The following is a 24126-nucleotide window of genomic DNA, read 5'->3' as shown; positions in this document are numbered from 1 at the left end:
GTGGCCCGGTCAGCCCCGGACCACCAGCCTGCGGGTACGGGCGAGCGCCCGGACGGCCTGGTACGAGGTGTAGCGCCCCTGGCTGAGCAGTTCGGTCCGCACCCCGGCCGCACCGGCCGGCGGCCGGTAGCCGGCCGGGCGCAGCCGCGCACAGTGCTCGGCGGCCCGCCGGAAGTACTCCCGGCGATCGCCCGGCGGGATCCGGCCGGGCCGGGTGACCACGGTGTTGAGGTGGTGCAGCATCCGGCCGTAGACCACCGGCCGCCAGCGCTCCAGGTCGGGGCGGCGGTCCAGGAAGGCGAACACGAGGTCGTACTGGCCGAAGACGTCGAAGTGCTTGCGGCTCGGGGTGGCGAGGATGTTGCCGCCCTCCTCGCGCTGGCGGTAGTGCACGCCGACCCGGTCGAGCAGGGTGATCCGGGCCGCCGAGAGCAGCGCCGGGTAGGTCCAGGGGGTGTCCTCGTAGTACCCGGCCGGGAAGGTCAGGCCCTGCTCGGTGACGAAGTCGCGGCGGTAGGCCTTGTTCCACACCACCTGGAGCAGTTCGAGCAGGTCGGGACGCTGGTCGAGGTCGAAGACCGCGGGGCCGGAGCGGCCGAACACGGCGGCCGAGTCCGCCCGCACCTCCCGGCCGTCGGGGTACGTCCGGGCGTAGTCGTGGACGAGGACGTCCGGATCACCCCCCTCGCGCAGGCGGTCGTGGACGGCCTGCAGCAGTCCCGGGGTCAGGGTGTCGTCGCTGTCCAGGAAGAGCACGTACTCGCCGGTGGCGCGCTCCAGCCCCGCGTTGCGGGCGCGGCCCAGGCCCACGTTCTGCGGCAGGTGGACGACCCGCACCCGCTCGTCGCCCAGGGCGGCCCGGTCGAGGATCGCGCCGCAGCCGTCCGGGGAGCGGTCGTCCACCGCGATCAGTTCGAAGTCCGCGCAGGACTGGCCCAGCACCGAGTCGAGGCACTCGGCGAGGTAGTCCTGCACCTTGTACACGGGCACGATGACACTGAAACGGGGCATCGGACCATCATCCCAGCAGTGGCGGCCGAGCGGGAACGAGGGCAGTGCCACGGGTGCGCGAAGCCGCCCGCCGCAGCCCGGAGCGGGTGGCGGAGCGTCGGGCCACCGGGGTCGCGGGGGGCGGACGGTAGGATCGGGGCACGTGTGCAGCCGGACTAAGCCGTGACCAGTGCCCGCTGGGCCGGTCGCGTTTCCTCCCCCACCGAAAGGCCCGCGCAGCAGATGGCTCCCCGCCTCTCCATCGTCGTCCCGATCTACAACGTCGAGCGTTACCTCGTGGAATGCCTCGACTCGATCGCCGCCCAGACCTTCGAGGACTTCGAGGTCGTCATGGTCGACGACGGCTCCAAGGACGGCAGCGCGGCCCTTGCCAAGGCCTACGCGGCCACGGACTCCCGTTTCCGGCTCGTCCAGCAGGTGAACAAGGGCCTCGGCGCGGCCCGCAACACCGGTATCCGGAACCTCACCGAGGGCACCGAGTTCCTCTGCTTCGTCGACAGTGACGACTCGATGCCGCCGAGCGCCTACGAGCTGATGATCAACACGCTCGAGGAGACCGGCTCCGACTTCGTCACCGGCAACGTGCTGCGCTTCCGCGCGGTCGGCTACTACGCGTCGACCGGGCACCTGAAGCCGTTCAAGGAGACCCGCCTCAAGACCCACATCACCGAGATCCCGGCGCTGGTCACCGACCGCACCGCGTGGAACAAGGTGTACCGCCGGTCGTTCTTCGACGCGGCGGACCTGCTCTACCCCGAGGGCATCCTGTACGAGGACGCCCCGGTCAGCGTGCCCCACCACTACCTCGCCCGCAGCGTGGACGTGCTCGCCGAGCCGATCTACCACTGGCGCGAGCGGGAGGTCGGCGAGATGTCGATCACCCAGATGCGCACCAACCCCAAGGGCCTGATCGACCGCGTCAAGTCGGTCGAGCTGGTCCGCGCGTGGCTCCAGCGGCAGACCGAGCCGCGCTTCGCCGCGTACCTCGACTCCTACGACGAGAACACCCTCGTCGAGGAGATCCCGATGTTCTTCTGGTCCGTGGTCGAGGCCGACCAGGACTACCGCGACGCCTACCGCGACAGCGTCAGCCGGCTGCTGCGCGCGATCGGCCCGGAGAAGGTCCGCAAGCTCCGCGCCCCGCTCCGGCTCAAGTACCACCTGACCCTGCAGGGCCGGATGGACGAGTTCGTCGAGCAGATGAAGTTCGAGGGCAAGAGCAACGGCGCGGCGCCCGCCCGCGGGCTGCTGCGCCCCTACGCGGACTACCCGTTCCTGCGCGGCGGTCGCAAGAGCGTGCCCGCCGAGGTGCTGCGCCTGGAGAACTCGCTGGTCATGCGCAGCCGGCTGTACGACACCGCCTGGGTGGACGGCCGGCTGGAGCTGAACGGGCACGCCTTCCCCGAGCACCTGGGCGCCGAGAACCGGCACGACATGGTCAAGGTGATCATCCTGCGCGAGGCCAAGGGCCGCCGGGTGCTCGCCGTACCGACCAGGGCGCAGTACAGCCCGGAGGCCACCGCCAGCTCCCCGCACGACCTCTACAGCTGCGACTGGGCGGGCTTCGCCGCCTCCATCGACCCCAAGCGGCTCAAGCACCGGGGCAAGTGGAAGGACGGCAACTGGCGGGTGCTCATCGCCGGGGCCGGCAAGGGCGGCGTCTACAAGGGCCGGATCTCGGCCGGCTGGAGCGACACCGCCGCGTACCTGCCCGCGCACTGGGTGGAGGACGACGTCCGGGTGGTGCCGTGGGTCAAGGACAACTTCGTCTACCTGCGGGTCGAGCACGTCCGGGCCCGGGTGACCGGGCTGGCCGCGGCCGGCGGACAGGTCGAGGTCGTCGGCAGCGCCCGCTCCGGGCCCGACCTGGCCGGCGCCCAGCTGCGGCTCACCCACGTCGAGTCGGACCGGACCCTGACCTACCCGCTGGAGCTCGGCGTACCGGCCGGTCTGGCCCAGCCGTTCACCACGTCCTTCCCGGTGGCCGAGCTGACCGAGGTCCGCGAGGCCTGGGCCGCGCTGGACCCGCTCGCCGAGGAGCGCACCAGGGACCGCTGGGACACCGCGCTGCTGCTCACCGACGGCAGCACCGTGCCGGTGGCGCTGGACGACCGCACAGCGCCCGAGCAGCTCGACCTCGCGCTGAACCCGGCGGCCGCCCCCGAGCAGCGCCGCGCGCTGTACTCCAAGCCCTCGCCGATAGGGTTCCTGCAGTTCTGCGACCAGGTGCTGCAGCCCGTGGTGAAGAGCGTCACCGCCCGGGGCGAGGACGGCTTCCTGCTCAGCGGCAGCTTCCCGCTGCCCGGCAACCACCGCTACGAGCTGGTGGTGCGCCACCTGTGGCGCGAGGAGGAGCACAGCTACCCGGTCGAGATCGCCGACGGCGGCTTCCGGACCGCCCTCCCGACCGTCCCGACCGCCTCGTTCGCCGGGCGGGTGCCGCTCGCCCAGGGCACCTGGGAGGTCTTCTTCCGCCCGGCCGGCGACCTGTCGGCCGAATGGCCGCGGGCCCTGGTCGCGCCGGACTGCTGGGGCGCCCTCCCGGTCGAGGTGGAGTCCCGCGGCAAGCGCATCACGCTGGAGCGGCGCGACTTCGACGGACTGTCGCTGGAGTCGCACTCGGTGCTGCTGCCCGAGGAGCGCAGTGGCTACCGCCAGCGCCAGATGCGCTCGGTCGACTACCCGGCCGCCCAGCAGCGCGCCGTCCGGGACGCCGTGTTCTACCACGTCGCCGCGGGCGGGCAGTACGCGGACTCGCCCCGGGCGATCCACGCCGAGCTGGTGCGCCGCGGCCTGCCGCTGGAGCACCTGTGGGGCGTCGACGACCTTCAGGCCGAGCTGCCGCAGACGGCCCACGCGCTGCGCCAGTGGAGCCCCGAGTGGTTCGAGGCGCTGGCCACCGCCAAGTACATCGTGACCAGCGGGCACCTGCCGGACTTCTTCACCCGGCGGCCCGGCCAGGTGATACTGCAGACCTGGACGGGCACCCCGCTGAAGCAGATCGGCCACGACTTCGAGAAGATCTGGTTCACCGACGCCAACTACCTCAAGGAGCTCGACCGCGAGGTCGCGCAGTGGACCCAGCTGGTCTCGGGCAACCGCTTCTCGACGCCGGTGCTGCGCCGGGCGTTCGCCTACGAGGGCGAGATCCTGGAGACCGGCTCCCCGCGCAACGACCTGCTGTACGCGGCCGACCGGGACAAGACCGCGGACCAGGTCAGGGAGCGGCTGGGCCTGCCGCAGGGCAAGAAGGTGGTGCTCTACGCGCCGACCTTCCGCGAGGACCGCCGCCGGCCCAACGGCGGCTACCAGCTCGACCTGCGGATCGACCTCGACGCCGCCCGCGCGGCGCTGGGCGAGGACCAGGTGCTGCTGGTCCGCGGCCACCACCTGATGTGCGGCCAGATCCCCGGGGCCGGCGACGGCTACGTCTGGGACGTCGGCAGCTACCCCGACATGGCCGAGCTGCTGCTCGTCGCGGACGTCCTGGTCGCCGACTACTCGTCCTCGGTGTTCGACTTCGCCGGCACCGGCAAGCCGATCCTCTTCTTCACCCACGACCTGGCGCACTACCGCGACAACCTGCGCGGCTTCAGCCTCGACCTGGAGGCGGAGGCGCCCGGCCCGCTGCTCGGCAGCTCCGAGGAGCTGGTCGCCGCCCTGGGCCGGGTCGACGAGATCGCGGCCGAGCACGAGCAGCAGTACGCGGCCTTCCGGGAGGCGTACTGCGACCTGGACGACGGCGGGGCCACCGCGCGCGTGGTGGACGGGCTGCTGGGTCACTGACGGACGTCGGCCCCGGGCCGACGGAGCAGCGGAGCGTGGAGCACCGGCGCCCGGCACGTGGTACGTGCCGGGCGCCGGTGCTCCACGCTCCGCATGACGGCCCGGCCGTTTTCGGGCGAAGTCGTCGGATCGGCCACGAATTACCCCGGTGCATTCCGGACCGGACCGGCGCGGAGCGGATTACGGCCGGGCACGCCGAACAAAGGCGCGTAAAGCCCGGCCCCGCACCTTTTCGACGGAAACCGGCGGCGACCCGGTCAGGCCCGATCGTCGTTTGCCGGCCCACCCGGCCGGTCGTCGTCCGAGCCCGGCCCCGCGAGGCCCACGTCGGCCGAATCCGGCGCTTCCACGCCCGCGTCGGCCGAACCCGGCGCACGGACCGGCTCGGGCGGTGCGTCCGCCCGCTCGAAAGGACCGGGCACCGGGAAGTAGCCCTGGAGGAAGCCCCGGACCAGGGCGTCCTGCTCCGGTCCGGGCACCCCGTCGATGACGCCGTCGTTCAGGCAGAAGACGTCGGTCGACCGGGTCGCCAGCAACTCGGGCAGCTCGGCCAGCGAGTCCCGGCTGTCGACGTCGATGTGCCGGTGGTCGATCCGGCCCCGGACGGAGCGACCGGACATGTAGCCCGCGTGCGCCGCCAGTGTGATCGGTGCGACGTCCTCCCCCGAACGGAAGACCGAGCGCGCGGTGCGGGCCAGTGCCTCGCCGAAGCTCTCGTCGAGCGAGGCCAGCAGGCTGCGCCGCAGGGCGTGCGGCACGTGGCTGAGCACCTGGGTGGTGGTCCGGCCGTACTCGCGCTCCAGCAGGTCCCGGGTGGTCTTCTGCGAGGCGACGTACTCGCTCTCGCCCTCCTCGGCGCCGCCGGGCGGGATGATCCGTTCGTCCATCACGAACCGGGAGACGCCGCTGCCGAGGAAGAACAGCTCCGGGCCGACCGGCCGGGCCAGGAAGACGTCGTCGTTGAAGTAGAGGAAGTGCTCGGCGAGCCCGGGGATCCGGTGCAGCTGGGTCTCGATCGCGTGCGAGTTGAACACCGGCAGGGCCGCCCGGTCCGCGAACAGCTCGCGGTGCGGCACGACGGTGACACCGGGATGCCCGCTCTCCAGCCAGCTCGGCGTCTGGTCGTCGGTCACCAGGAAGACGTGCCGGATCCAGGGTGCGTACATCGCGATCGACCGCAGGCAGTAGCGCAGCTCGTCCCGGTTGCGGAAGCGGACGTCGCCGTCGCCCTCGCCGGTCGAGGGCCGTCCGCAGCGCGCGGCGCGGGCCCGGTCACGGCGGCCGCGCCAGTCGGCGTCGCTGTCGTCCACCCAGGTGACCACCGCGTCGACCGGGAAGGTGACGTCCTCCGGCCGGGCCCGGGTGAAGGCCTCGGCGGTCGGGTACTCCCGGCCGGCGATCCGGATCGTACCGACCGGCTCCAGGGACGGCACCCACCAGCCGTACGGGGTCTCCGCGATCGACGCGATCGCTCCCCTGGACGGCTCCGCGGAGTCCCAGAACTCCAGGTCGCACCCGTGCTCCGCCGCGTACCCGAGCGTGCCGCCGACGGTCACGACCGGCAGGTAGATCCGCACACCCTTCACCTTGAGCCGCGGTTCCCGGTCCGCCTCGTCGAGTTCGGGGACGGACTCGCCCCGCACCTCGGCGCCGGGGACGGGTTCCGGCTCCGGCCGGTACTCCAGGGCGGCCACCGCGGCGGGCAGCTCCTCCGCCAGGGCGGTCCCCAGGGTCACGTCGTGGCCGAGCAGGTCGGCGTAGACCGGCTGCCCGGCGAAGGCCTCGGCCAGCGCGGCCAGCACGGCCGGACGGTCACCGGGCGTGATCGCCAGCCGCAGCCGCGGGCGGCCGTCCGGCAACGGGGCGAAGGGCACGTCGGCCGCGGTGAGGGCTTCGGCCGCACGGGTGAAGTTGAGCAGGAAGGCGTCACCCGAGAGGAGGTCGTCGCGGACCTGTGCCAGCAGCCCCTGGTGACGGACGAAACCGGGGAACCGCGCCAGCAGCTCCTCCTCGCGGCCGTACCGGAGCTCCTCGGGGGTCGGCGGGGCCGCAGGGGCCGCGGGCGCCGGGGGCGGCGCCACGGGCGCCGTACGGCCGGTACCGGCGCGCACACCGCTCCGCAGGGTGCGCGATATCCGCGCGGGGGCTCTCAGGGCGCGGCGGGCCCAACGGCTCATTCGGCTCTCCAGGACGTTTCAGGCCTTGACCACGCGAACCCCCCACGATCAGGACGGCCCCACAGTAGCCGACACATGATGTCCGAATGAATAGAGAGTGCATGAGAAGTGCCCGAACCGTCAGCCGGCTCCGAATGCGTAGGAGCGGCAGGGCCGCCAGACCTCGTCGGCATCGAAACGGGAAAGCGTGAACCCGGTGACGGTAAAGGCCGCACGATAGGCCCTGGCTTTCTCGTACGCCTCGTCGAGGACGTCCTCGGCCAGACCGTGGGCCACCGTGACGTGCGGGTGGTACGGAAAGGCCAGCTCCCGGGCCAGCGGTCCCGAGCGGACGGCGGCCTCCAGCAGCCGGCACTCGTGCGCGCCCTCATCGACCCGGACGTAGACCACCGGGGAGAGCGGACGGAAGGTGCCGCTGCCCTGCAACAGCATGGGGAACGGCTCGTGCGAGCGGGCCACCGCGGCCAGGTGCTCCTCCACCGCCGCCAGCCGGCCGGCCGGCACCTCGGTGGGCGGCAGCAGCGTCACGTGCGTCGGTATGGACCGGGCCTGCGGGTCACCGTGCCCGGCACGCGCGTCCTGGATCTCGGAGCCGAACGGCTCCGGAACGCTCACCGCGACCCCGATGGTCAAGGACGGCCCGACGGCGGCGGCCCCCTGGGGGGAGCCGCCGTCGGGAGGGGTCGTCAGCGGCATCAGCGCTCGACGGCGGGCCGCGCCGCCGGCTTCAGGAAGCCCATCCGGTCGTACACCGAGGCGAGCGTCTCGGAGGCCACCGCGCGGGCCTTCTCGGCGCCGACCGCCAGCACCCGGTCGAGCTCGGCCGGATCGTCCAGGAAGCCCTGGGTGCGCTTCTGGAAGGGCGTGACCCACTCGGTGAACAGCTCGGCCAGTTCGGTCTTCAGGGCGCCGTACATCTTGCCCTCGAAGTGCGCGACCAGCTGGTCGATGCTCTGCCCGCTGAGCGCGGAGTGGATCCGCAGCAGGTTGGAGACGCCGGCCTTCTCCTCCTCGTCGTAGCCGACGACGGTGCCGGTGTCGGTGACGGCGCTCTTGAACTTCTTGGCGCTGACCTTCGGGTCGTCCAGCAGGTTGACCAGGCCCTTGGCGGAGGAGGCCGACTTGCTCATCTTGGCGGCCGGGTCCTGCAGGTCGAGGATCTTGGCCGTCTCCTTGAGGATGTAGGGCTTGGGGATGGTGAAGGTCGGCGCGAAGCGGGTGTTGAAGCGCTCGGCGAGGTCGCGGGTGAGCTCCAGGTGCTGGCGCTGGTCCTCCCCGACCGGGACGGCGTCGGCCTGGTAGAGCAGGATGTCGGCGACCTGGAGCACCGGGTAGGTGAACAGGCCGACCGAGGTGCGGTCGCTGCCCTGCTTGGCGGACTTGTCCTTGAACTGGGTCATCCGGGCGGCCTCGCCGAAGCCGGTGAGGCAGTTCATCACCCAGCCGAGCTGGGCGTGCTCGGGCACGTGGGACTGGACGAACAGCGTGCACCGCTCCGGGTCCAGGCCCGCCCCGAGCAGCTGGGCGGTGGAGATCCGGGTGTTCGCGCGCAGGGTCGCGGGATCCTGCTCGACGGTGATCGCGTGCAGGTCGACCACCATGTAGAAGGCGTCGTTGGCCTCCTGCAGCTCGACCCACTGGCGCACCGCGCCGAGGTAGTTGCCGAGGTGGAACGAGCCCGACGTGGGCTGGATGCCGGAGAGAACCCGGGGGAGGCCCTGAACCGGACCACTGACCGCTGCGTTGACCATGCGGGCCATTGTTCCAGCTTCACCTACCGCTCAGGAAACGTCCTGGACGGAGCCCTGCGGCAGTGTGACCGCACTCACCCTGAGCCGGGCGATCCGGCGGCCCTCCAGTTTCGCCACCGTCAGCAGGACCCCGTCCGCCATGGTGACCTGGTCGCCGTCCAGCGGCAGCCGCCCGAGTTCGGCGACCACGTAGCCGGCCACCGTCTCGTAGGGGCCCTCCGGCACCGTGACGCCGGTCTCCTCGGTGAAGTCGCCCAGGTTGAGCAGGCCGTCCAGCTCCATACCGCCGCCGGCCAGCCGGCGGGTGGTGGTCGGCTCCTGCGAGTCGTACTCGTCGCGGATCTCGCCGATCACCTCCTCGACCAGGTCCTCCAGGCTGACGATGCCGGCGGTGCCGCCGTACTCGTCGACCACGATCGCCAGGTGGTGCCCCTCACGGCGCATCTCCCCCATCGCCTCCAGCACCCGTTTGGTGGCCGGCAGCAGCTTGACCGGGCGGGCCAGGTCCCGGACCCGCACCGCCTGCTCGCCGCGCGCGCCGTACAGGTCGCGGACGTGCACGAAGCCGACCACCGCGTCGTAGCTGCCCTCCACCACGGGGTAGCGGGAGTGCGGCGAGGAGCTGGTCTCCTCGCGGACCTCGGCGAGCATCCGCTCCGCGTCCAGGAAGGTCACCTCGGTGCGCGGCACCATCACCTCCCGCAGCTGGCGCTCGCCGGCCGCGAAGACGTCCGCGATCAGCGCGCGCTCGTCGCTGCCCAGCTCCGTGTTGGCGGCGACCAGGCCGCGCAGCTCCTCCGAGCTCATGCTGCCCCGGCCGGCCTTCGGATCACCGCCGAACAGCCGCACCATCAGGTTGGTGGAGTGGCCGAGCAGCCAGATCGCCGGCCGCAGCACCACGGACATCACGTCGACCACCGGCGCGGCCAGCACCGCGATCGAGTCGGCCCGCTGGAGCCCGATCCGCTTGGGGGTCAGCTCGCCGAGCACCAGCGAGACGTAGCTGATCACCAGGGTCAGGCCGACCAGTGCGGTGGCGTCCGAGAGGGCGGGCGAGAGCCCGAAACCGACGAAGACCGGGGCGAGCTTGCCGGCGAGGGTGTCCGCACCGAAGGCGGCGGAGAGGAAGCCCATGCAGGTCACCCCGACCTGGACGGCGGCGAGGAAGCGGTTGGGGTCGGCGGCCAGGTGGGCGGCCCGGGCCGCGCTGCGGGTGCCCTTGGCCTCCAGGGCCCGGATCTGGCCCTCCCGCAGCGAGATCAGCGAGATCTCCGCGACGTTGAACAACCCGCCCAGCATGATGAAGACGAGGACGAGCGCGGCGTCCCCGAGGGTTTCGTTCACAGCGGGTCAGTGTACGTCGGCCCGGGCCGCCCGGGGGGCGGGCGCGAGCAGGCGCGACGGCGACGGCCGGCCGCCCCCTGACGGGGACGGCCGGCCGTGGTGGTGCCGGGTGGAGCTGCCGCGAGGCGCGGGGCTCAGATGAGGCCGAGCTCGGCGACCGCGTCGCGCTCCTCCACCAGCTCGCCGACCGAGGCGTCGATCCGGCCGCGGGAGAAGTCGGAGATCTCCAGGCCCTGGACGATCTCGTAGGTGCCGTTCGCGGTGGTGACCGGGAAGGAGGAGATCAGGCCGGCCGGCACGCCGTAGGAGCCGTCGGAGACGATGCCCATGGAGGTCCAGTCGCCGGCCGCGGTGCCGTTGACCCAGGTGTGCACGTGGTCGATGGCGGCGTTGGCGGCCGAGGCGGCCGAGGAGGCGCCACGGACCGCGATGACCGCGGCGCCGCGCTTGGCGACGGTCGGGATGAAGTCGTTCTCCAGCCACGCCTGGTCGGCGATCAGCTCGGCGGCGTTCTTGCCGGCGATCTCGGCGTGGAAGATGTCCGGGTACTGGGTGGCCGAGTGGTTGCCCCAGATGGTGACCTTCTTGACGTCGTCGACGGTCAGGCCGGTCTTCTTGGCGAGCTGGGCGACCGCGCGGTTGTGGTCCAGGCGGGTCATCGCGGTGAACCGCTCGGCCGGGACGTCGGGGGCGTTGCGCTGGGCGATCAGGGCGTTGGTGTTCGCCGGGTTGCCGACCACCAGGACCTTGATGTCGTCGGCCGCGTTGTCGTTGATGGCCTTGCCCTGCGGGCCGAAGATACCGCCGTTGGCCTGCAGCAGGTCGCCGCGCTCCATGCCGGCGGTCCGCGGGCGGGCGCCCACCAGCAGGGCGACGTTGGCGCCGTCGAAGGCGGTGGCCGCGCTGTCGGTGATGGTGATGTCACGCAGCAGCGGGAACGCGCAGTCGTCGAGCTCCATGGCCACGCCCTCCGCGGCCTTGAGGCCCTGCGGGATCTCCAGCAGGCGGAGGTTCACCGGGACATCGGCGCCGAGCAGGTGGCCCGAGGCGATGCGGAAGAGCAGCGCGTAGCCGATCTGGCCGGCCGCTCCGGTGATGGTGACGTTGACGGGGGTGCGAGTCATTTTCTACCTACTCCAGCGATCGCCAGTACCGCGCTCCACGGCAACGACACAAGGCTGGCCGACGCACAGGAGCCGAGGACGGTCTCTCGATATCGAGAGACCCGAATCAGGCTATCGCAAGGCGACGCCGTCGGACACGCACGGGCCGTGACTGGTGCGTCACAAGGTCACCGCGGAGCGTGCGGGCGACGCGCGCGGGCTCCGTCCGGCGGGCCGGACGGAGCCCACGGGTCAGTGCCGGGGGCGGCCGATCAACTGCCCGATGTTGTCCAGCAGCGGCACTTCCAGCCAGGGATTCGGCTGGGCCACCAGAGTGAGCAGGATGATCCCGCTGCCGAGCACCAGCAGCACGATCACGTCGGTGAACCGGCTGCGGACGGCCAGCATGCCCACCTCCGGCAGCAGCAGCCGCAGCAGCGCGCCGAGCAGGATCCCGCCGCCGACCACCATCAGCCCGTACTTGAAGCCGTCCTGGAAGTTGGCGAAGACGGTGACCGCGAGCCCGGTGAGGACCACGGTCAGCACCAGCGTTATCGGCCACTGCCGGACCGGCAGGGCGTGCGGGTGGCCCAGGGCCGCCGCCGAGCCCTCCGGCGGCAGCGTCCCGGTCGTCCGCACCGGCCGGCGCCGCGTCCTGGCCGGTCGTCGTTCACTCATGGCCTGCCGCCCCTCGGGCTCAGATGCCGGCGCGGCGCTCGGCCGCCTCGACGATGTTGTTGAGCAGCATGGCGCGGGTCATCGGGCCGACGCCGCCGGGGTTGGGCGAGATCCACCCGGCGACCTCGAGGACGCCCGGGTGCACGTCGCCGACGATCTTGCCCTCGGAGCGGCTCACGCCGACGTCCAGCACGGCCGCGCCGGGCCTGACGTCCTCCGGCTTGACCAGGTGCGGCACACCGGCGGCGGCGACGATGACGTCGGCCTGGCGCAGGTGGGCGGAGAGGTCACGGGTGCCGGTGTGGCAGAGCGTCACGGTGGCGTTCTCGCTCTTGCGGGTCAGCAGCAGCCCGATCGAGCGGCCGACGGTGACCCCCCGGCCGACCACGGCCACGTTCGCGCCGTTCAGCTCGACGCCGTGCCGGCGGAGCAGCTCGACGATGCCGTAGGGGGTGCAGGGCAGCGGGCCCTCGATGCCGAGCGCGAGCCGGCCGAGCGAGGTGGGGTGCAGGCCGTCGGCGTCCTTGTCCGGGTCCATCAGCTCCAGGACGGGGTTCTGGTCCAGGCCCTTGGGCAGCGGCAGCTGCACGATGTAGCCGGTGCAGGACGGGTCGGCGTTGAGCTCGCGGACGACGTCCTCCACCTCCTGCTGGGTGGCGGTCGCGGGCAGCTCCCGCTGGATCGACGCGATGCCGACCTCGGCGCAGTCCTTGTGCTTGCCGTTCACGTACCAGCGGCTGCCCGGGTCGTCGCCGACCAGGACGGTGCCGAGACCGGGGACGACGCCCCGCTCCCTGAGAGCCGCCACACGGACGGCGAGTTCGGACTTGATCGCGGCAGCCGTGGCCTTGCCGTCGAGAATCTGGGCAGTCATGCCCCCCATTCTCCCGGATCGCGAAACATGCCCGCGCACGGCCCGGTGCGAGCGCACGACCGATACGGAACGTGTGCTTCGAGTTGCGGTTGCGCCACAGTTGTGGCCGCGCGCCGGACACCGCTGGACAGCACGGGGCCCGTCACAAGACGATATGGCCGGACCATCTCTGCCGCCCCGGTCCGGTGACAGTCCGTCCGGGTCGGCGCGGGGGAAGATCTCGGGGGAAGACGACAGTGAGCAATCCGTACCAGGTGCCGGATCCGTACGGCGGCTACGGCCCGCCGCAGCAACCGCAGCAGCAGCCGTACGGCACGCCGCCCCCCTCGCCGTACCAGCAGCCCTCCCAGCAGCCCCCGTACGGCTACCCGCAGCAGCCGTATCCGCCGTACCCGCAGGCGTACGCCCCGCAGCCGGCGGTCGAGCCGAACACCATGGCCAGGGCCTCGCTGGCGCTCGGCTTCATCGGCATCGTGGTCTGCTTCTACGGCGCCGTGCTCGGCCCGATCGGACTGGGCCTCGGGATCGCCGGGCTGAACCGGTCGCAGAGCACCGGAGTCGGCCGCAACCAGGCCATCGGCGGGATCGCCCTCAGCACTCTGGGCATTCTGATCGGCATCGCCGGCCTGGTGTTCTACACCGTCATCCCGGAGAACCAGTCGTGACGCCCGCGCCTGTGGCGCAGCTGGCGGCCCGCTGGACGGCCACCGCGGGGAGTCCCCGGGGCGGCTGGCTGCGAGTGGCGGGCCGCGGAGCCGGCGCGGCCGCCGCCGCTCTGGCGGTGGGCCAGCTGCACGACGCCCACGACCCCGGTGTGCTCTGCCCGTTGCGCCTGTTCACCGGTGTCCCGTGCCCGGGATGCGGCAGTACCACGGTCTTCATCGAGGCCGGTCACGGTCACCTGCTCGCCGCGCTCGCGGCCAACCCGGTGACGGTGCTGGCGGGCCTGGGCCTGCTGTTCGCCCCGCTCGGCCCCGGCCGCTGGTGGTGGCGGTTGTCCGACAACAGGCGCAGCACGTTGATCGGCTCCGCCTTAGCGCTTTCCTGGGTCTGGCAGTTGCACCGGTTCGGCTTCGTCCATCTCTGAACGGATCATGCCCTGGCGGAAATCGCCCTGCGCGCTGTCAGTATCTTCCGTTAATGTCCCACCCGGTCGGCATGTCATCTGCCTGTCCGTCACCAGGATTCCCTGTCCCGTCCCAACAGTCCCTTCCTGCCCGGAGGCAGCAATGAGCTACCCGCCCGACCCGAACAACCCCTACGGCCAGCAGCCCCCGCAGCCGGCTCCCGGCTACGGCTACCCGCAGCAGCCCCCGCAGCCGGCTCCCGGCTACGGCTACCCGCAGCAGCCGCCCCAGCCCCAGGGCTACGGCATCCCGCAGCAGCCGGGCTACGGCTACCCGCAGCAGGGTGGCTACCCCAACCCCGGGCTGGTGCAGAACTTCTACGCCGGCTGGGGCGCCCGTGTGGTCGCCCGGATCATCGACAGCATCGTGATCGGGATCATCCCGGGCATCATCCTGTTCGCGCTGAAGCCGACGACCACCACCACCTACTCGGGCGGCACGTTCCAGACCGAGAGCAGCGGCGGGATCGGCACCGGCGCGTACTACGGCGTCCAGCTCCTGTTCACCCTCGCGATCTGGGCCGTGCTGGCCGCGATGAAGAGCTCGATGGGCCAGTCGCTGGGCCAGAAGGCCGTCAACATCCGGATGGTGCGCGAGTCGGACGGGCAGCGGCTCAGCTTCGGCGCAGCCTTCGGCCGTGAGGCGCTGCACATCCTCGACTACTTCTGCTGCATCGGCTTCCTGTGGCCGCTCTGGGACGCCAAGAAGCAGACCTTCGCCGACAAGATCATGAGCACCGTGGTGGTCAAGTCCCAGTGAGTCGCCGCACTCCGGTGACCTGCTGAACGCCTGACGGCCCGCACCCCTCGGGGTGCGGGCCGTCAGGCGTTCGGGGCGCCGGTGCTCAGTGGAAGAAGTGGCGGGTCCCGGTGAGGTACATGGTCACGCCGGCCTCGGCGGCGGCGGCCACGACCTCCTCGTCGCGGATCGAACCACCGGGCTGGACCACGGCCTTGACGCCACCGGCCAGCAGGATCTGCAGGCCGTCCGCGAACGGGAAGAACGCGTCCGAGGCGGCGTAGGAGCCCTTGGCGCGCTCACCGGCCCGCTCGACCGCGAGCTTCGCCGAGTCGACCCGGTTGACCTGGCCCATACCGACGCCGACCGAGGCGCCGTCCCTGGCCAGCAGGATCGCGTTGGACTTGACGGCCCGGCAGGCCCGCCAGGCGAAGACGAGCTCGGCCAGCTCCTCGGCCGACAGCGCCTCGCCGGTGGCCAGCGTCCAGGTCGAGGGGTCGTCGCCGGCGGCGTCCACCTTGTCGACCTGCTGGAGCAGCGCGCCGCCGCTGATCCGGCGGACCTCGGTGCGCTCGGCGGGCGCCTCGGGGGCGCGCAGCACACGGAGGTTCTTCTTCTTGGTCAGGACCTCCAGCGCGCCGTCCTCGTACGCCGGGGCGACGACGACCTCGGTGAAGATCGGGGCGATCTGCTCGGCCAGCTCGACGGTGACCGGGCGGTTGACCGCGATCACGCCGCCGTACGCGGAGACCGGGTCGCACTCGTGCGCCTTGCGGTGGGCCTCGGCCACATCGGCGCCGGTGGCGATGCCGCACGGGTTGGCGTGCTTGATGATCGCGACGGCGGGCCCGTCGTGGTCGTAGGCGGCGCGGCGGGCGGCGTCGGTGTCCATGTAGTTGTTGTAGGACATCTCCTTGCCGTGCAGCTGCTCGGCTCCGGCGAGGCCGCCGGTGCCGTCCGCGTACAGGGCGGCCTGCTGGTGCGGGTTCTCGCCGTAGCGGAGCACGTTCTGGCGCTCCCAGGTGGCGCCGAGGAAGGCCGGGAAGGCCTCCTCCGAGCCGGTGTAGCCCGACTCGCCGAACCAGGAGGCCACGGCCACGTCGTACGCGGCGGTGTGCGCGAAGGCGGCGCCGGCCAGGCGCTTGCGGGTCAGCAGGTCGAAGCCGCCGGTGCGCACGGCCGCCAGGACGTCGGCGTAGCGGGCCGGGTCGACCACGACGGCCACCGACGGGTGGTTCTTGGCGGCGGCGCGGACCATGCTCGGGCCGCCGATGTCGATCTGCTCGACGCACTCGTCCGGGGTGGCGCCCGAGGCGACGGTGGCCTTGAACGGGTAGAGGTTCACCACGACCAGGTCGAACGGCTCGATGCCCAGCTCGGTCAGCTGCTCGCGGTGCGACGCGAGGCGAAGGTCGGCGAGCACGCCGGCGTGCACCCGGGGGTGCAGCGTCTTCACCCGGCCGTCGAGGCACTCGGGGAATCCGGTGAGCTCGGAGACCTCGGTCACCGGGACTCCGGCGGCGGCGATCCGGCCGGCCGTCGAACCGGTGGAGACCAGCTCGACCCCGGCGGCGTGCAGGCCCTGGGCCAGCTCCTCCAGGCCGGTCTTGTCGTAGACGCTGACCAGGGCGCGGCGAATGGGGCGTACGTCCTCGGAGACGAGGGGCGTGGTGCTGGCGGCGGCGCTCATGCCGGGATCCGTACCTTTCGGTCTTCAATGCGGTGGCCTTCGCGGGCCAGCCGGCCCACGACCTCGACGAGCAACTCGCGCTCGACAGTCTTGATGCGCTCGTGCAGCGCGTCGCCGCCATCGGCGTGGTCGGCGTCGGTGATCTCCACGACGCCCTGCGCGATGATCGGCCCGGTGTCCACGCCGGCGTCGACCAGGTGGACGGTGCAGCCGGTGACCTTCACGCCGTACGCGAGGGCGTCGGTGACCCCGTGGGCGCCGGGGAAGGCGGGCAGCAGGGCGGGGTGGGTGTTGACGATCCGGCCGGCGAAGGCGGCGATGAACTCCGGGCCGAGGATCTTCATGAAACCGGCGGTGACCACCAGGTCCGGCCGGTACCCGGCGACCGCGTCGGTGAGCTCGCGGTCCCAGGCGTCGCGGGCGGGGAAGTCCTTGACCCGGTGGACGAAGACCGGCAGCCCGGCGCGCTCGGCGCGCTCCAGGCCCGTGATGCCGTCGCGGTCCGCGCCGACGGCGAGGATCTCGGCGCCGTACCCGGGGTCGGCGGCGGCGTCGATCAGCGCCTGCAGATTGGTGCCGGAACCGGAGACCAGGACCACCACGCGGGCGGGGCCGGGCGTGCGGGGCGAAAACACTTCGGCGGAGGCCACTGCGCGATTCTCCGTAGGTGTCGGTGCGCCGCCCGCTGGTACGTCCACCGGTGGTGGGGCCACTACGAACGGCAGGTCGAGCGGGTCTGAACACTCGGGAAACCCGCTGCGCTGCGGGCCCCGGGAACCGATGGGGGTTGCTGACCGTCACCACGATAACGGCTGGCCAGGCGGGCCCCGAACCGTCCGGACGGCGCTACGCGCGTAGTTGAGACACGGATCTCGCCGTGCCCGAGACGGCAGGCCGCCGCAGGCCCTGCGAAGGGCTGCGGGATCATTGGACTCGGGCAGGTAGGCCCGACCGACCGAGAAGGATTGGCTGACACCATGAGCAGCGGCGACAACACCGGCGAGCGCAACCCCTTCGCGCCGCCGCCGGCGGATGCCCCGGATCAGCCGTGGCAGCCGCGCACCCCCCAGCCCCCGGCCGGCGAGGACCCCGCCGCAGGGCAGCCCGAGGACTCCGACGGCGAGGAGCCCCGCACGGGCCCGCCCGCTCACCCCTGGAGCCCCGGCTACCAGGGGCCCTGGCACCCGCAGCCCGCTCCCCAGCAGCCGCGGTTCGACCCCGGCGACCCGGCTCAGCGCCGCGCCCGCAACTCGCTCGTGGCCGGAATGGCCGCCCTGGTCTGCGCCCTCGGCATCAGCATGTACGTCGCCCTGTTCGTCGGCGGGCTGGCCGTCTACTGGGCCGTCTCCGCCCTGCGGAGCACTCCCCGCCCCGCCACCGCCGACACCCCCGCCACACCCGGTGCCACCCGGGCACCCGCCGCCCCCGGGGGCCGGACCGACAACCCGCAGAGCCCGGCCGCCCTGGGCGGCCTGTTCACCGGCGGCGTCGCCGTCGTCGTGGTGGCCTGCTCCATCGCCCTCAGCCTCTACTACCAGGACTACAACGTCTGCGTGCGGGACGCGCTCACCACCACCGCCGGCCAGAACTGCGACAAGCTCGCACCCGCGTGGTACGTCAACCTGGTCAACCCGAGCCAGTGATCCGGCGGGGCGGCACGCGGCCCACCGCGGCCCGGCGGCCCGCGCCCCGGCCCCGCCCGTCGCCCTCGCCCTCGCCGTCGCCCTCGACACGGTGGTGTCCCCGCGGCACGATCCGCCTGCGCGGCGGCCGCCGGCACGCCCGCCGCCACGCCCGCCGCCGGCTCCTTCTCACGGCTGCCGCCGCCACGGACGGCCCAGCCACCGCACCAGCCCGTACGCCGCCACCCGCCCCCGCGCGCGGCCGCGCACACCCGCGCCCCGCGCACACAGGGCGCCGCCGGTGAGGCCGGCCCGCCATCCGTACGCCGCGACGGCCCGCACCGCCTCCGGCACAGCCGCACCGAACCACCCACCGTGGCCCGTCCCGGCCCTGAACGCTCCGGACCTGAACGCCCCGGCCCTGAACGCTCCGGCCCTGAACGCCCCGCCCGTGAACGCCCCGCCATCGGACTCCTCACCCTCGCCCGCCGCCCGCCCGTACGTCTCGCGCCGCAGCAGCCATGCCCGTACGGCCAGCGCTCCGGGCAGCGCGAGCGCCGTGAACCAGCCCGCCGCCGCGAGTCCGACCTGCCAGGGGACGGGCCCCAGCTGCGCCATCCGGCCCCGTCCCAGCGCACCGCCGGCGAGCCAGCCGCACCCGGCGGACAGCACTCCGAACAGCGCCGCGGCCGCCAGTGCCACCGCCGCCGTCGCCGCCGGACGCCAGGGCCCCGACACCGCCGCACCCTCGGCCCCGTCCTCGGCCCCGTCCTCGGCCCCGTCCTCGGCCCCGTCCATCTCCTCGTCCGCGCTGCTCTCCCCCGCTTCCTCCGCCTTCTCCACCTCGTCCACCTCATCGGGCGGGGCCGACCGCCCCGCGTCCGCCACCGCCGCCCGCCCGAGCAGGATCGCCGGCGCCACCAGGGCCACCGACGGCAGGACGCACGCCAGCAGGTGCCAGCCGCCCGCCCCCGGGGCCGGCAGCAGCGAGGACAGCGGGACGACGGCCGGCAGCGGCCCGAGCTCCGCGCCGGACGGCGCCACCACCGCTCCCGCTCCCATCAGGAAGCCCGGGCCCAGCGCGTAGGCCGCCCCCCAGACCACCGCGTTCGGCAGCAGCACCACGCTCAGCAGCAGCAGTCCGAGCACACCTGCCACGCCACCGCCCACCGCCGGCAGCGGCCGGCCGCCGGAGAGCACGTCCAGCGCGGCCGCCGTGGCGACCAGCAGCGCCCCGACCGCTACCAGACCGAGCGCGGCCACGAGGGCCGCCCGCCGCACCGCCTCCCGCGCGGCGGCTCCGGCCGCCGGGGGCCAGGCCCAGGACGGCAGCCGGACCGCCGCCGGAGCGCGGCCGGATCCGGGCGGCCGCCCCCTGGCCGGCCGCGCCGACCACACCCCGGCGCCCAGCGCGGTGGCCACCAGCACGGCCACCGCCAGGATGTCCGGCACCACCCGGGCCGCGAACGCCGCACCCGCCCCGCCCGGCCCCCGCGGCACCCCGGCGGCGCACAGCACCGCCACCACGGCCGCCACCACGAGGTAGCCGGCGCCCAGCGCGACGGACGCACCCGGACGGGCGCCTCGCGGCGCCCTCCCGCCGTCCACCGCGAGCACCCGGCGCCCGCCCGGCCGGACACCGGCGGTCCGCCGGCCCGCCCGGTAGAGCTGCGCCGCGGTCAGAACCGTGAGCAGCAGGGGGGTGAGCGTCACGGGCAGAGCAGCCCCGCCCCTGGTCAGCGGGCCGCCGTGGCCCAGCAACCAGACGGTGCCGGCCAGCCGCACGGCACCGGTCGCACTGTCGTCCGCGTACGGGGTGACCACCCAGAGCCCGAGAATCGGCACGGCCACCGCGGCGAGCCCCAGCAGTGCCGTCCGTACCCCGACGAGCAGGTCGGCCGGCATCGACCGGGGGGTCAGCTCGCTTGGCAGATCCAGGATCGGACGGCCCATCAGCTGCGTCATGGGCCTCATGGTGCCAAGGCGACTCGCCATGCTCCGTGAAGAGGCAAACCGTCGCCGTGTCCCAGATTATTGGCTTATGCGCATTTTCAGACCTCGTCGCCAAGCCGTCGTCGCCGCCCCGGCCCGGAGGGTCTGATGGCCACACCGCCCACGGCCGAACGCCCGGCCGAGCACCCGGCCGACGATGCCGCCCGCCGTCGGGCCCAGGCTCAGGCACCGGGCCAGGCCCCGAACGAGGCAGGGACGCCGACCGGGGCGCCGACCGGGGCCCCGACGAAGAAGAAGGCCCGGGGTCGGACCCGGGGCCGCTCGCGGGAGCAGCCCCAGGACGGGACCGGGGCTCGGACCGCGGTGTCCGCCCAGGAGGCCGACGGCCGGACGCGGGCCCCGGAGCGGCCGCCGGCGCCGAAGGACCTCCGGGCAGACGCCGCGCGCCTGCTCGCGCGGCTGACACCCCGTGAGGTGCAGGTGCTGACCCGGCTCGCCGCGGGCGACGACATGGCGCAGCTGGCCGCCGCCCTGGGCATCGCCCCCGCGACCGCCCGCACCCACCTGCACCGGACGATGCGCAAGCTCGGCGTCCGGACCCGGGAGGAGGCCGCCGGCCTCGCGCTCACCCTGCTCGACACCGGGGCCCCGGCCCCCGACCGGCATCGACCCGTCCGGCGGCCCACCGCCGCCCCGACCGCGGAATCGGGCCCGGCGGCGGCGCCCGCCCCGGGCACCCTGGCACCCGGGGCCGCCCCGGCGGGGACGACAGCACGGGGGGTCGAACCACCCGGGACGAAGCCATCGACGACCGCGGCCCCCCGGACGGACCGAGCGAGGACGGACCCGCCGACGGCCGCCGGTCCGACGGACCCGCCGAGGACGGACCCACCCACGGCGCCGGCACCGGCGGGCCGCCGGACCCCGGCCGCCCCGGCCGACACCCCTCCGGGCTTCGAGCAGCTGTACGAGGGCGCGTACGCCCGCCTCGTCCAGCAGGTGTTCCTGCTGACCGCCTACCGCCACCGCACGCTGCACTGCGTGAACCGGGCGTTCGGCGCCGCGCTGCGCGCGTGGCCGGAGGTGTCCGCGCTGCCGGATCCCGAGTCCTGGGTCCGGATCCGCGCCTGCGAGGGGGCGCTCTCCCCCTGGCACCACGCGGGCCGGCGCCGCGCGGAGGCCTGGCGGTTCCCGCTGCGCCGCACGCCGGTGCGGCCCGCCGACGAGGGACAGGCCGTCCTGCCCGGCCACGACCGGCTGTCCGACCAGGACAAGGCCCTGCTCAAGGCCCTGCGCCGGCTCTCCCGTCCACAGCGGCGCGCGCTGGTGCTGCACGACGGGATCGGGCTGCCGGCCGCGGTGGTCGCGGTGGAGACCGAGTCGACCACCGGCGCCACCGAGGAGCGGGTCTGGGCCGCCCGGGCCGCGCTGGCGGACGCGCTGCCGGAGCTGCTGGGGGCGGATCCGACCGAGCCGGGCTTCCCCGACCGGCTGAGCGCCGTGCTGTACCGGGCCGGGGTGCGCGGCTACCCGGAGCCGGAGCGGCCGCCCGTACCGGTGCTGAGCACCCGCTACCGGGTGCGGACGGCCACCCTGACCGGCGGCGCCGCGCTGGTCACCGTGGCGATGGGCACCGCGATCGCCACCACGCTGGTCGGCACCGGCCCGGCGGCGCTGTTCCGCCCTCCCGCGCCCGTGCCGCACCCCGTCTGCACCAACGCGGCGACCGGGAGCGCCGGACCGGCCGCACCCGGTGGGATCCCGCCGGGCCTGCGGACGATCTGGTGCAGCGCCGTCCCCGGCCGCGCCGCCGTCCTGGGGCCGCCGCCGGTGGTGACGGCGCTCTGGGGGCCCGCCCGCCACGACCCGTGGACGTCGGCGGACGCGCTGGGGCCGCCGCTGCCCACGCCCGCCGCCGTCCCGTGCACGGTCTGGGCCCCGCGTCCGTGCGGCAGCCGGGCGCAGGCCCCGCCGCCACCGGTACCCCCGTTGTGGGTGCGGTGACCGGGCACCGGTCACCGCAGCGCCGACGCGAGAGCGCCCCGCACCGGACACGAGGTCCGGTACGGGGCGCCCGATGAGCGAACGGCGTCAGCCGATGAGCTCGCGCGCCAGACGGGCGGTCTCGGACGGCGTCTTGCCGACCTTGACGCCGGCGGCCTCAAGGGCCTCCTTCTTGGCGGCCGCGGTGCCCGAGGAGCCGGAGACGATGGCGCCGGCGTGGCCCATGGTCTTGCCCTCGGGGGCGGTGAAGCCCGCGACGTAGCCGACGACCGGCTTGGTGACGTGCTCGGCGATGTAGGCCGCGGCACGCTCCTCGGCGTCGCCGCCGATCTCGCCGATCATCACGATGATCTTGGTCTCGGGGTCCGCCTCGAACGCCGCGAGGGCGTCGATGTGGGTGGTGCCGATGACCGGGTCGCCGCCGATGCCCACGGCCGACGAGAAGCCGAGGTCACGCAGCTCGTACATGAGCTGGTAGGTCAGCGTGCCGGACTTCGACACCAGGCCGATCGGGCCCGTGGTGGTGATGTCCGCGGGGATGATGCCGGCGTTGGACTGTCCGGGGCTGATCAGGCCCGGGCAGTTCGGGCCGATGATCCGGGTCTTGTTGCCCTTCGAACCGGCGTACGCCCAGAAGGCGGCCGAGTCGTGGACCGGGACACCCTCGGTGATGACGACCGCGAGGCCGATCTCGGCGTCGATCGCCTCGACGACGGCGTCCTTGGTGAACTTCGGCGGCACGAAGATGACCGTGACGTCGGCGCCGGTCTTCTCGATGGCCTCGGCGACGGAGCCGAAGACGGCCACGTCGGTGCCGTCGACGTCAACGGTGGTGCCGGCCTTGCGCGGGTTCACGCCGCCGACGATCTGGGTGCCCGAGGCGAGCATCCGGCGGGTGTGCTTCATACCCTCGGAGCCGGTCATGCCCTGGACGATGACCTTGCTGTCCTTGGTAAGGAAGATAGCCATGATTCAGTCCTCTCCCTTACTTGTTGGCCAGCTCGGCGGCGCGGTCGGCCGCACCGTCCATGGTGTCCACGCGCTGCACCAGCGGGTGGTTGGCGTCGTCCAGGATCTTGCGACCCAGCTCGGCGTTGTTGCCGTCGAGGCGGACGACGAGCGGCTTGGTGACGGCCTCGCCCTTGCTCTCCAGCAGGGCGAGCGCCTGCACGATGCCGTTGGCGACGGCGTCACAGGCCGTGATGCCACCGAAGACGTTGACGAAGACCGACTTGACGTCGGGGTCGCCCAGGATGATCTCCAGGCCGTTCGCCATCACCTCGGCGGACGCGCCGCCGCCGATGTCGAGGAAGTTGGCCGGCTTGACGCCGCCGTGGTTCTCACCGGCGTAGGCGACGACGTCCAGGGTGCTCATGACGAGACCCGCGCCGTTGCCGATGATGCCGACCTCGCCCTCGAGCTTGACGTAGTTCAGGCCCTTGGCCTTCGCCGCCGCCTCGAGCGGGTTCGCGGCGGCCTTGTCCTCGAGGGCCGCGTGGTCGGGCTGGCGGAACTCCGCGTTCTCGTCCAGAGAGACCTTGCCGTCGAGCGCGATGATCTTGCCCTCGCCGGACTTGATCAGCGGGTTCACCTCGACGAGGAGCGCGTCCTCGGCGATGAACACCTTCCACAGCTTCTGCAGGACGTCGGCCACCTGGTCGGCGATCTCGGCCGGGAACTTCGCGGCCGCGACGATCTCGGCGGCCTTCTCCGGGGTGCAGCCCTCGTTGGCGTCGACCGGGATCTTGGCCAGTGCGTCCGGGTTCTCCTCGGCGACGACCTCGATCTCCACGCCGCCCTCGACGCTGGCCATCGCCAGGAAGGTGCGGTTGGTGCGGTCCAGCAGGAACGAGACGTAGTACTCGTCCTTGATGTCCGCGGTCTGGGCCAGCATCACCTTGTGAACGGTGTGGCCCTTGATGTCCATACCGAGGATCGCCTCGGCCTTGGCGACCGCGTCGGCCGGGTCGGCGGCGAGCTTGACGCCGCCGGCCTTGCCACGGCCACCGACCTTCACCTGAGCCTTGACGACTGCGCGTCCGCCGAAGCGCTCGGCGATGGCGCGAGCTGCTTCGGGGGTCTCGATGACATCCCCGTCAAGCACGGGTACACCGTGCTTGGCGAAGAGGTCCCTCGCCTGGTACTCGAACAGGTCCACGTGTGTTCGTCCTTGTTCGTGGTCGCGGATTGTGTCTCTACGAGCGTGCCACGGCAGGATCTTCGCTGCGGGTCGTCGAGGCGGTGCAGGTACGCAGGGATACGGCCTTG

Annotated in this window: 19 protein-coding genes; 6 read left to right on the top strand and 13 right to left on the bottom strand. The window is 73.1% G+C overall.

Going from position 1 to position 24126, the window contains the following annotated elements:
* Positions 1-9: 9 nt before the first annotated feature.
* On the bottom strand, positions 10-1011 hold the full coding sequence (locus OG823_RS20965; RefSeq protein ID WP_371481109.1) for a glycosyltransferase family 2 protein: 1002 nt from the start codon (positions 1009-1011) through the stop codon (positions 10-12).
* Between the two features lie 222 nt (positions 1012-1233).
* Between OG823_RS20965 and OG823_RS20960 the strand changes: the two genes are divergently transcribed.
* Positions 1234-4797: a CDP-glycerol glycerophosphotransferase family protein gene (locus tag OG823_RS20960; protein WP_371481108.1), complete on the top strand. Its 3564-nt coding sequence runs from the start codon at positions 1234-1236 to the stop codon at positions 4795-4797.
* A 257-nt stretch (positions 4798-5054) separates the two neighbouring features.
* Here the strand turns inward: OG823_RS20960 and OG823_RS20955 are convergent, their stop codons facing one another.
* From OG823_RS20955 to OG823_RS20925, 7 genes are all read right to left on the bottom strand, one after another.
* On the bottom strand, positions 5055-6974 hold the full coding sequence (locus OG823_RS20955; protein ID WP_371481107.1) for a stealth conserved region 3 domain-containing protein: 1920 nt from the start codon (positions 6972-6974) through the stop codon (positions 5055-5057).
* Between the two features lie 120 nt (positions 6975-7094).
* Positions 7095-7589 (bottom strand): 2'-5' RNA ligase family protein, encoded by a 495-nt coding sequence (locus OG823_RS20950; RefSeq protein ID WP_371481106.1) that lies wholly within the window; start codon positions 7587-7589, stop codon positions 7095-7097.
* A gap of 80 nt (positions 7590-7669) precedes the next feature.
* A complete protein-coding gene (gene trpS, locus OG823_RS20945) occupies positions 7670-8725 on the bottom strand; it encodes a tryptophan--tRNA ligase (protein ID WP_371481105.1) in 1056 nt (351 codons plus the stop codon).
* 30 nt (positions 8726-8755) lie between these two features.
* Positions 8756-10069 (bottom strand): hemolysin family protein, encoded by a 1314-nt coding sequence (locus OG823_RS20940; RefSeq protein WP_371481104.1) that lies wholly within the window; start codon positions 10067-10069, stop codon positions 8756-8758.
* A 134-nt stretch (positions 10070-10203) separates the two neighbouring features.
* A complete protein-coding gene (locus tag OG823_RS20935; RefSeq protein ID WP_371481103.1) occupies positions 10204-11193 on the bottom strand; it encodes a malate dehydrogenase in 990 nt (329 codons plus the stop codon).
* Positions 11194-11424: 231 nt separating this feature from the next.
* Positions 11425-11850 carry a DUF3017 domain-containing protein gene (locus OG823_RS20930; RefSeq protein WP_371481102.1) on the bottom strand — a complete coding sequence of 142 codons (426 nt, stop codon included), beginning with the start codon at positions 11848-11850 and terminating at the stop codon, positions 11425-11427.
* Between the two features lie 19 nt (positions 11851-11869).
* Entirely contained in the window at positions 11870-12724 is an 855-nt protein-coding gene (locus tag OG823_RS20925) for a bifunctional methylenetetrahydrofolate dehydrogenase/methenyltetrahydrofolate cyclohydrolase (RefSeq protein ID WP_371481101.1), read from the bottom strand.
* Between the two features lie 236 nt (positions 12725-12960).
* Here OG823_RS20925 and OG823_RS20920 point away from each other — a divergent pair, with 236 nt between their 5' ends.
* From OG823_RS20920 to OG823_RS20910, 3 genes are all read left to right on the top strand, one after another.
* A complete protein-coding gene (locus OG823_RS20920; RefSeq protein WP_371481100.1) occupies positions 12961-13389 on the top strand; it encodes a hypothetical protein in 429 nt (142 codons plus the stop codon).
* On the top strand, positions 13386-13811 hold the full coding sequence (locus tag OG823_RS20915) for a DUF2752 domain-containing protein (protein WP_371481099.1): 426 nt from the start codon (positions 13386-13388) through the stop codon (positions 13809-13811). The genes OG823_RS20920 and OG823_RS20915 overlap by 4 nt, the downstream gene beginning before the upstream one ends.
* 142 nt (positions 13812-13953) lie before the next feature.
* A complete protein-coding gene (locus OG823_RS20910) occupies positions 13954-14610 on the top strand; it encodes an RDD family protein (protein WP_371481098.1) in 657 nt (218 codons plus the stop codon).
* A gap of 85 nt (positions 14611-14695) precedes the next feature.
* Here the strand turns inward: OG823_RS20910 and purH are convergent, their stop codons facing one another.
* Positions 14696-16279: a bifunctional phosphoribosylaminoimidazolecarboxamide formyltransferase/IMP cyclohydrolase gene (gene purH, locus OG823_RS20905; RefSeq protein WP_371481097.1), complete on the bottom strand. Its 1584-nt coding sequence runs from the start codon at positions 16277-16279 to the stop codon at positions 14696-14698.
* A complete protein-coding gene (purN, locus tag OG823_RS20900) occupies positions 16276-16929 on the bottom strand; it encodes a phosphoribosylglycinamide formyltransferase (RefSeq protein WP_371481096.1) in 654 nt (217 codons plus the stop codon). The genes purH and purN overlap by 4 nt, the downstream gene beginning before the upstream one ends.
* Positions 16930-17256: 327 nt before the next feature.
* On the opposite strand from purN, the gene OG823_RS20895 reads away from it, so the two are divergent.
* The gene (locus OG823_RS20895; RefSeq protein WP_371481095.1) at positions 17257-17922 is read left to right on the top strand and encodes a hypothetical protein; all 666 of its coding nucleotides are present in this window, start codon (positions 17257-17259) and stop codon (positions 17920-17922) included.
* Between the two features lie 168 nt (positions 17923-18090).
* Here the strand turns inward: OG823_RS20895 and OG823_RS20890 are convergent, their stop codons facing one another.
* Complete coding sequence (locus tag OG823_RS20890) at positions 18091-19866, bottom strand: DUF6350 family protein (RefSeq protein ID WP_371481094.1); 1776 nt, start codon at positions 19864-19866, stop codon at positions 18091-18093.
* Between the two features lie 135 nt (positions 19867-20001).
* Between OG823_RS20890 and OG823_RS20885 the strand changes: the two genes are divergently transcribed.
* Entirely contained in the window at positions 20002-21858 is a 1857-nt protein-coding gene (locus OG823_RS20885) for a LuxR C-terminal-related transcriptional regulator (RefSeq protein WP_371481093.1), read from the top strand.
* Between the two features lie 87 nt (positions 21859-21945).
* On the opposite strand, the gene sucD is transcribed toward OG823_RS20885, so the two are convergent.
* Positions 21946-22827, bottom strand: coding sequence for a succinate--CoA ligase subunit alpha (gene sucD, locus OG823_RS20880; RefSeq protein WP_371481092.1), 882 nt, complete (start codon positions 22825-22827; stop codon positions 21946-21948).
* A gap of 16 nt (positions 22828-22843) precedes the next feature.
* Positions 22844-24016, bottom strand: coding sequence for an ADP-forming succinate--CoA ligase subunit beta (gene sucC / locus OG823_RS20875; protein WP_371481091.1), 1173 nt, complete (start codon positions 24014-24016; stop codon positions 22844-22846).
* Between the last annotated feature and the right edge of the window lie 110 nt (positions 24017-24126).

The organism is Kitasatospora sp. NBC_00315 (genome assembly GCF_041435095.1).
In the GTDB taxonomy this organism is placed as follows: Bacteria; Actinomycetota; Actinomycetes; order Streptomycetales; family Streptomycetaceae; genus Kitasatospora.
Note: the sequence above shows the minus strand (reverse complement) of the source record. Positions and strands in the feature narration are given on the sequence as shown.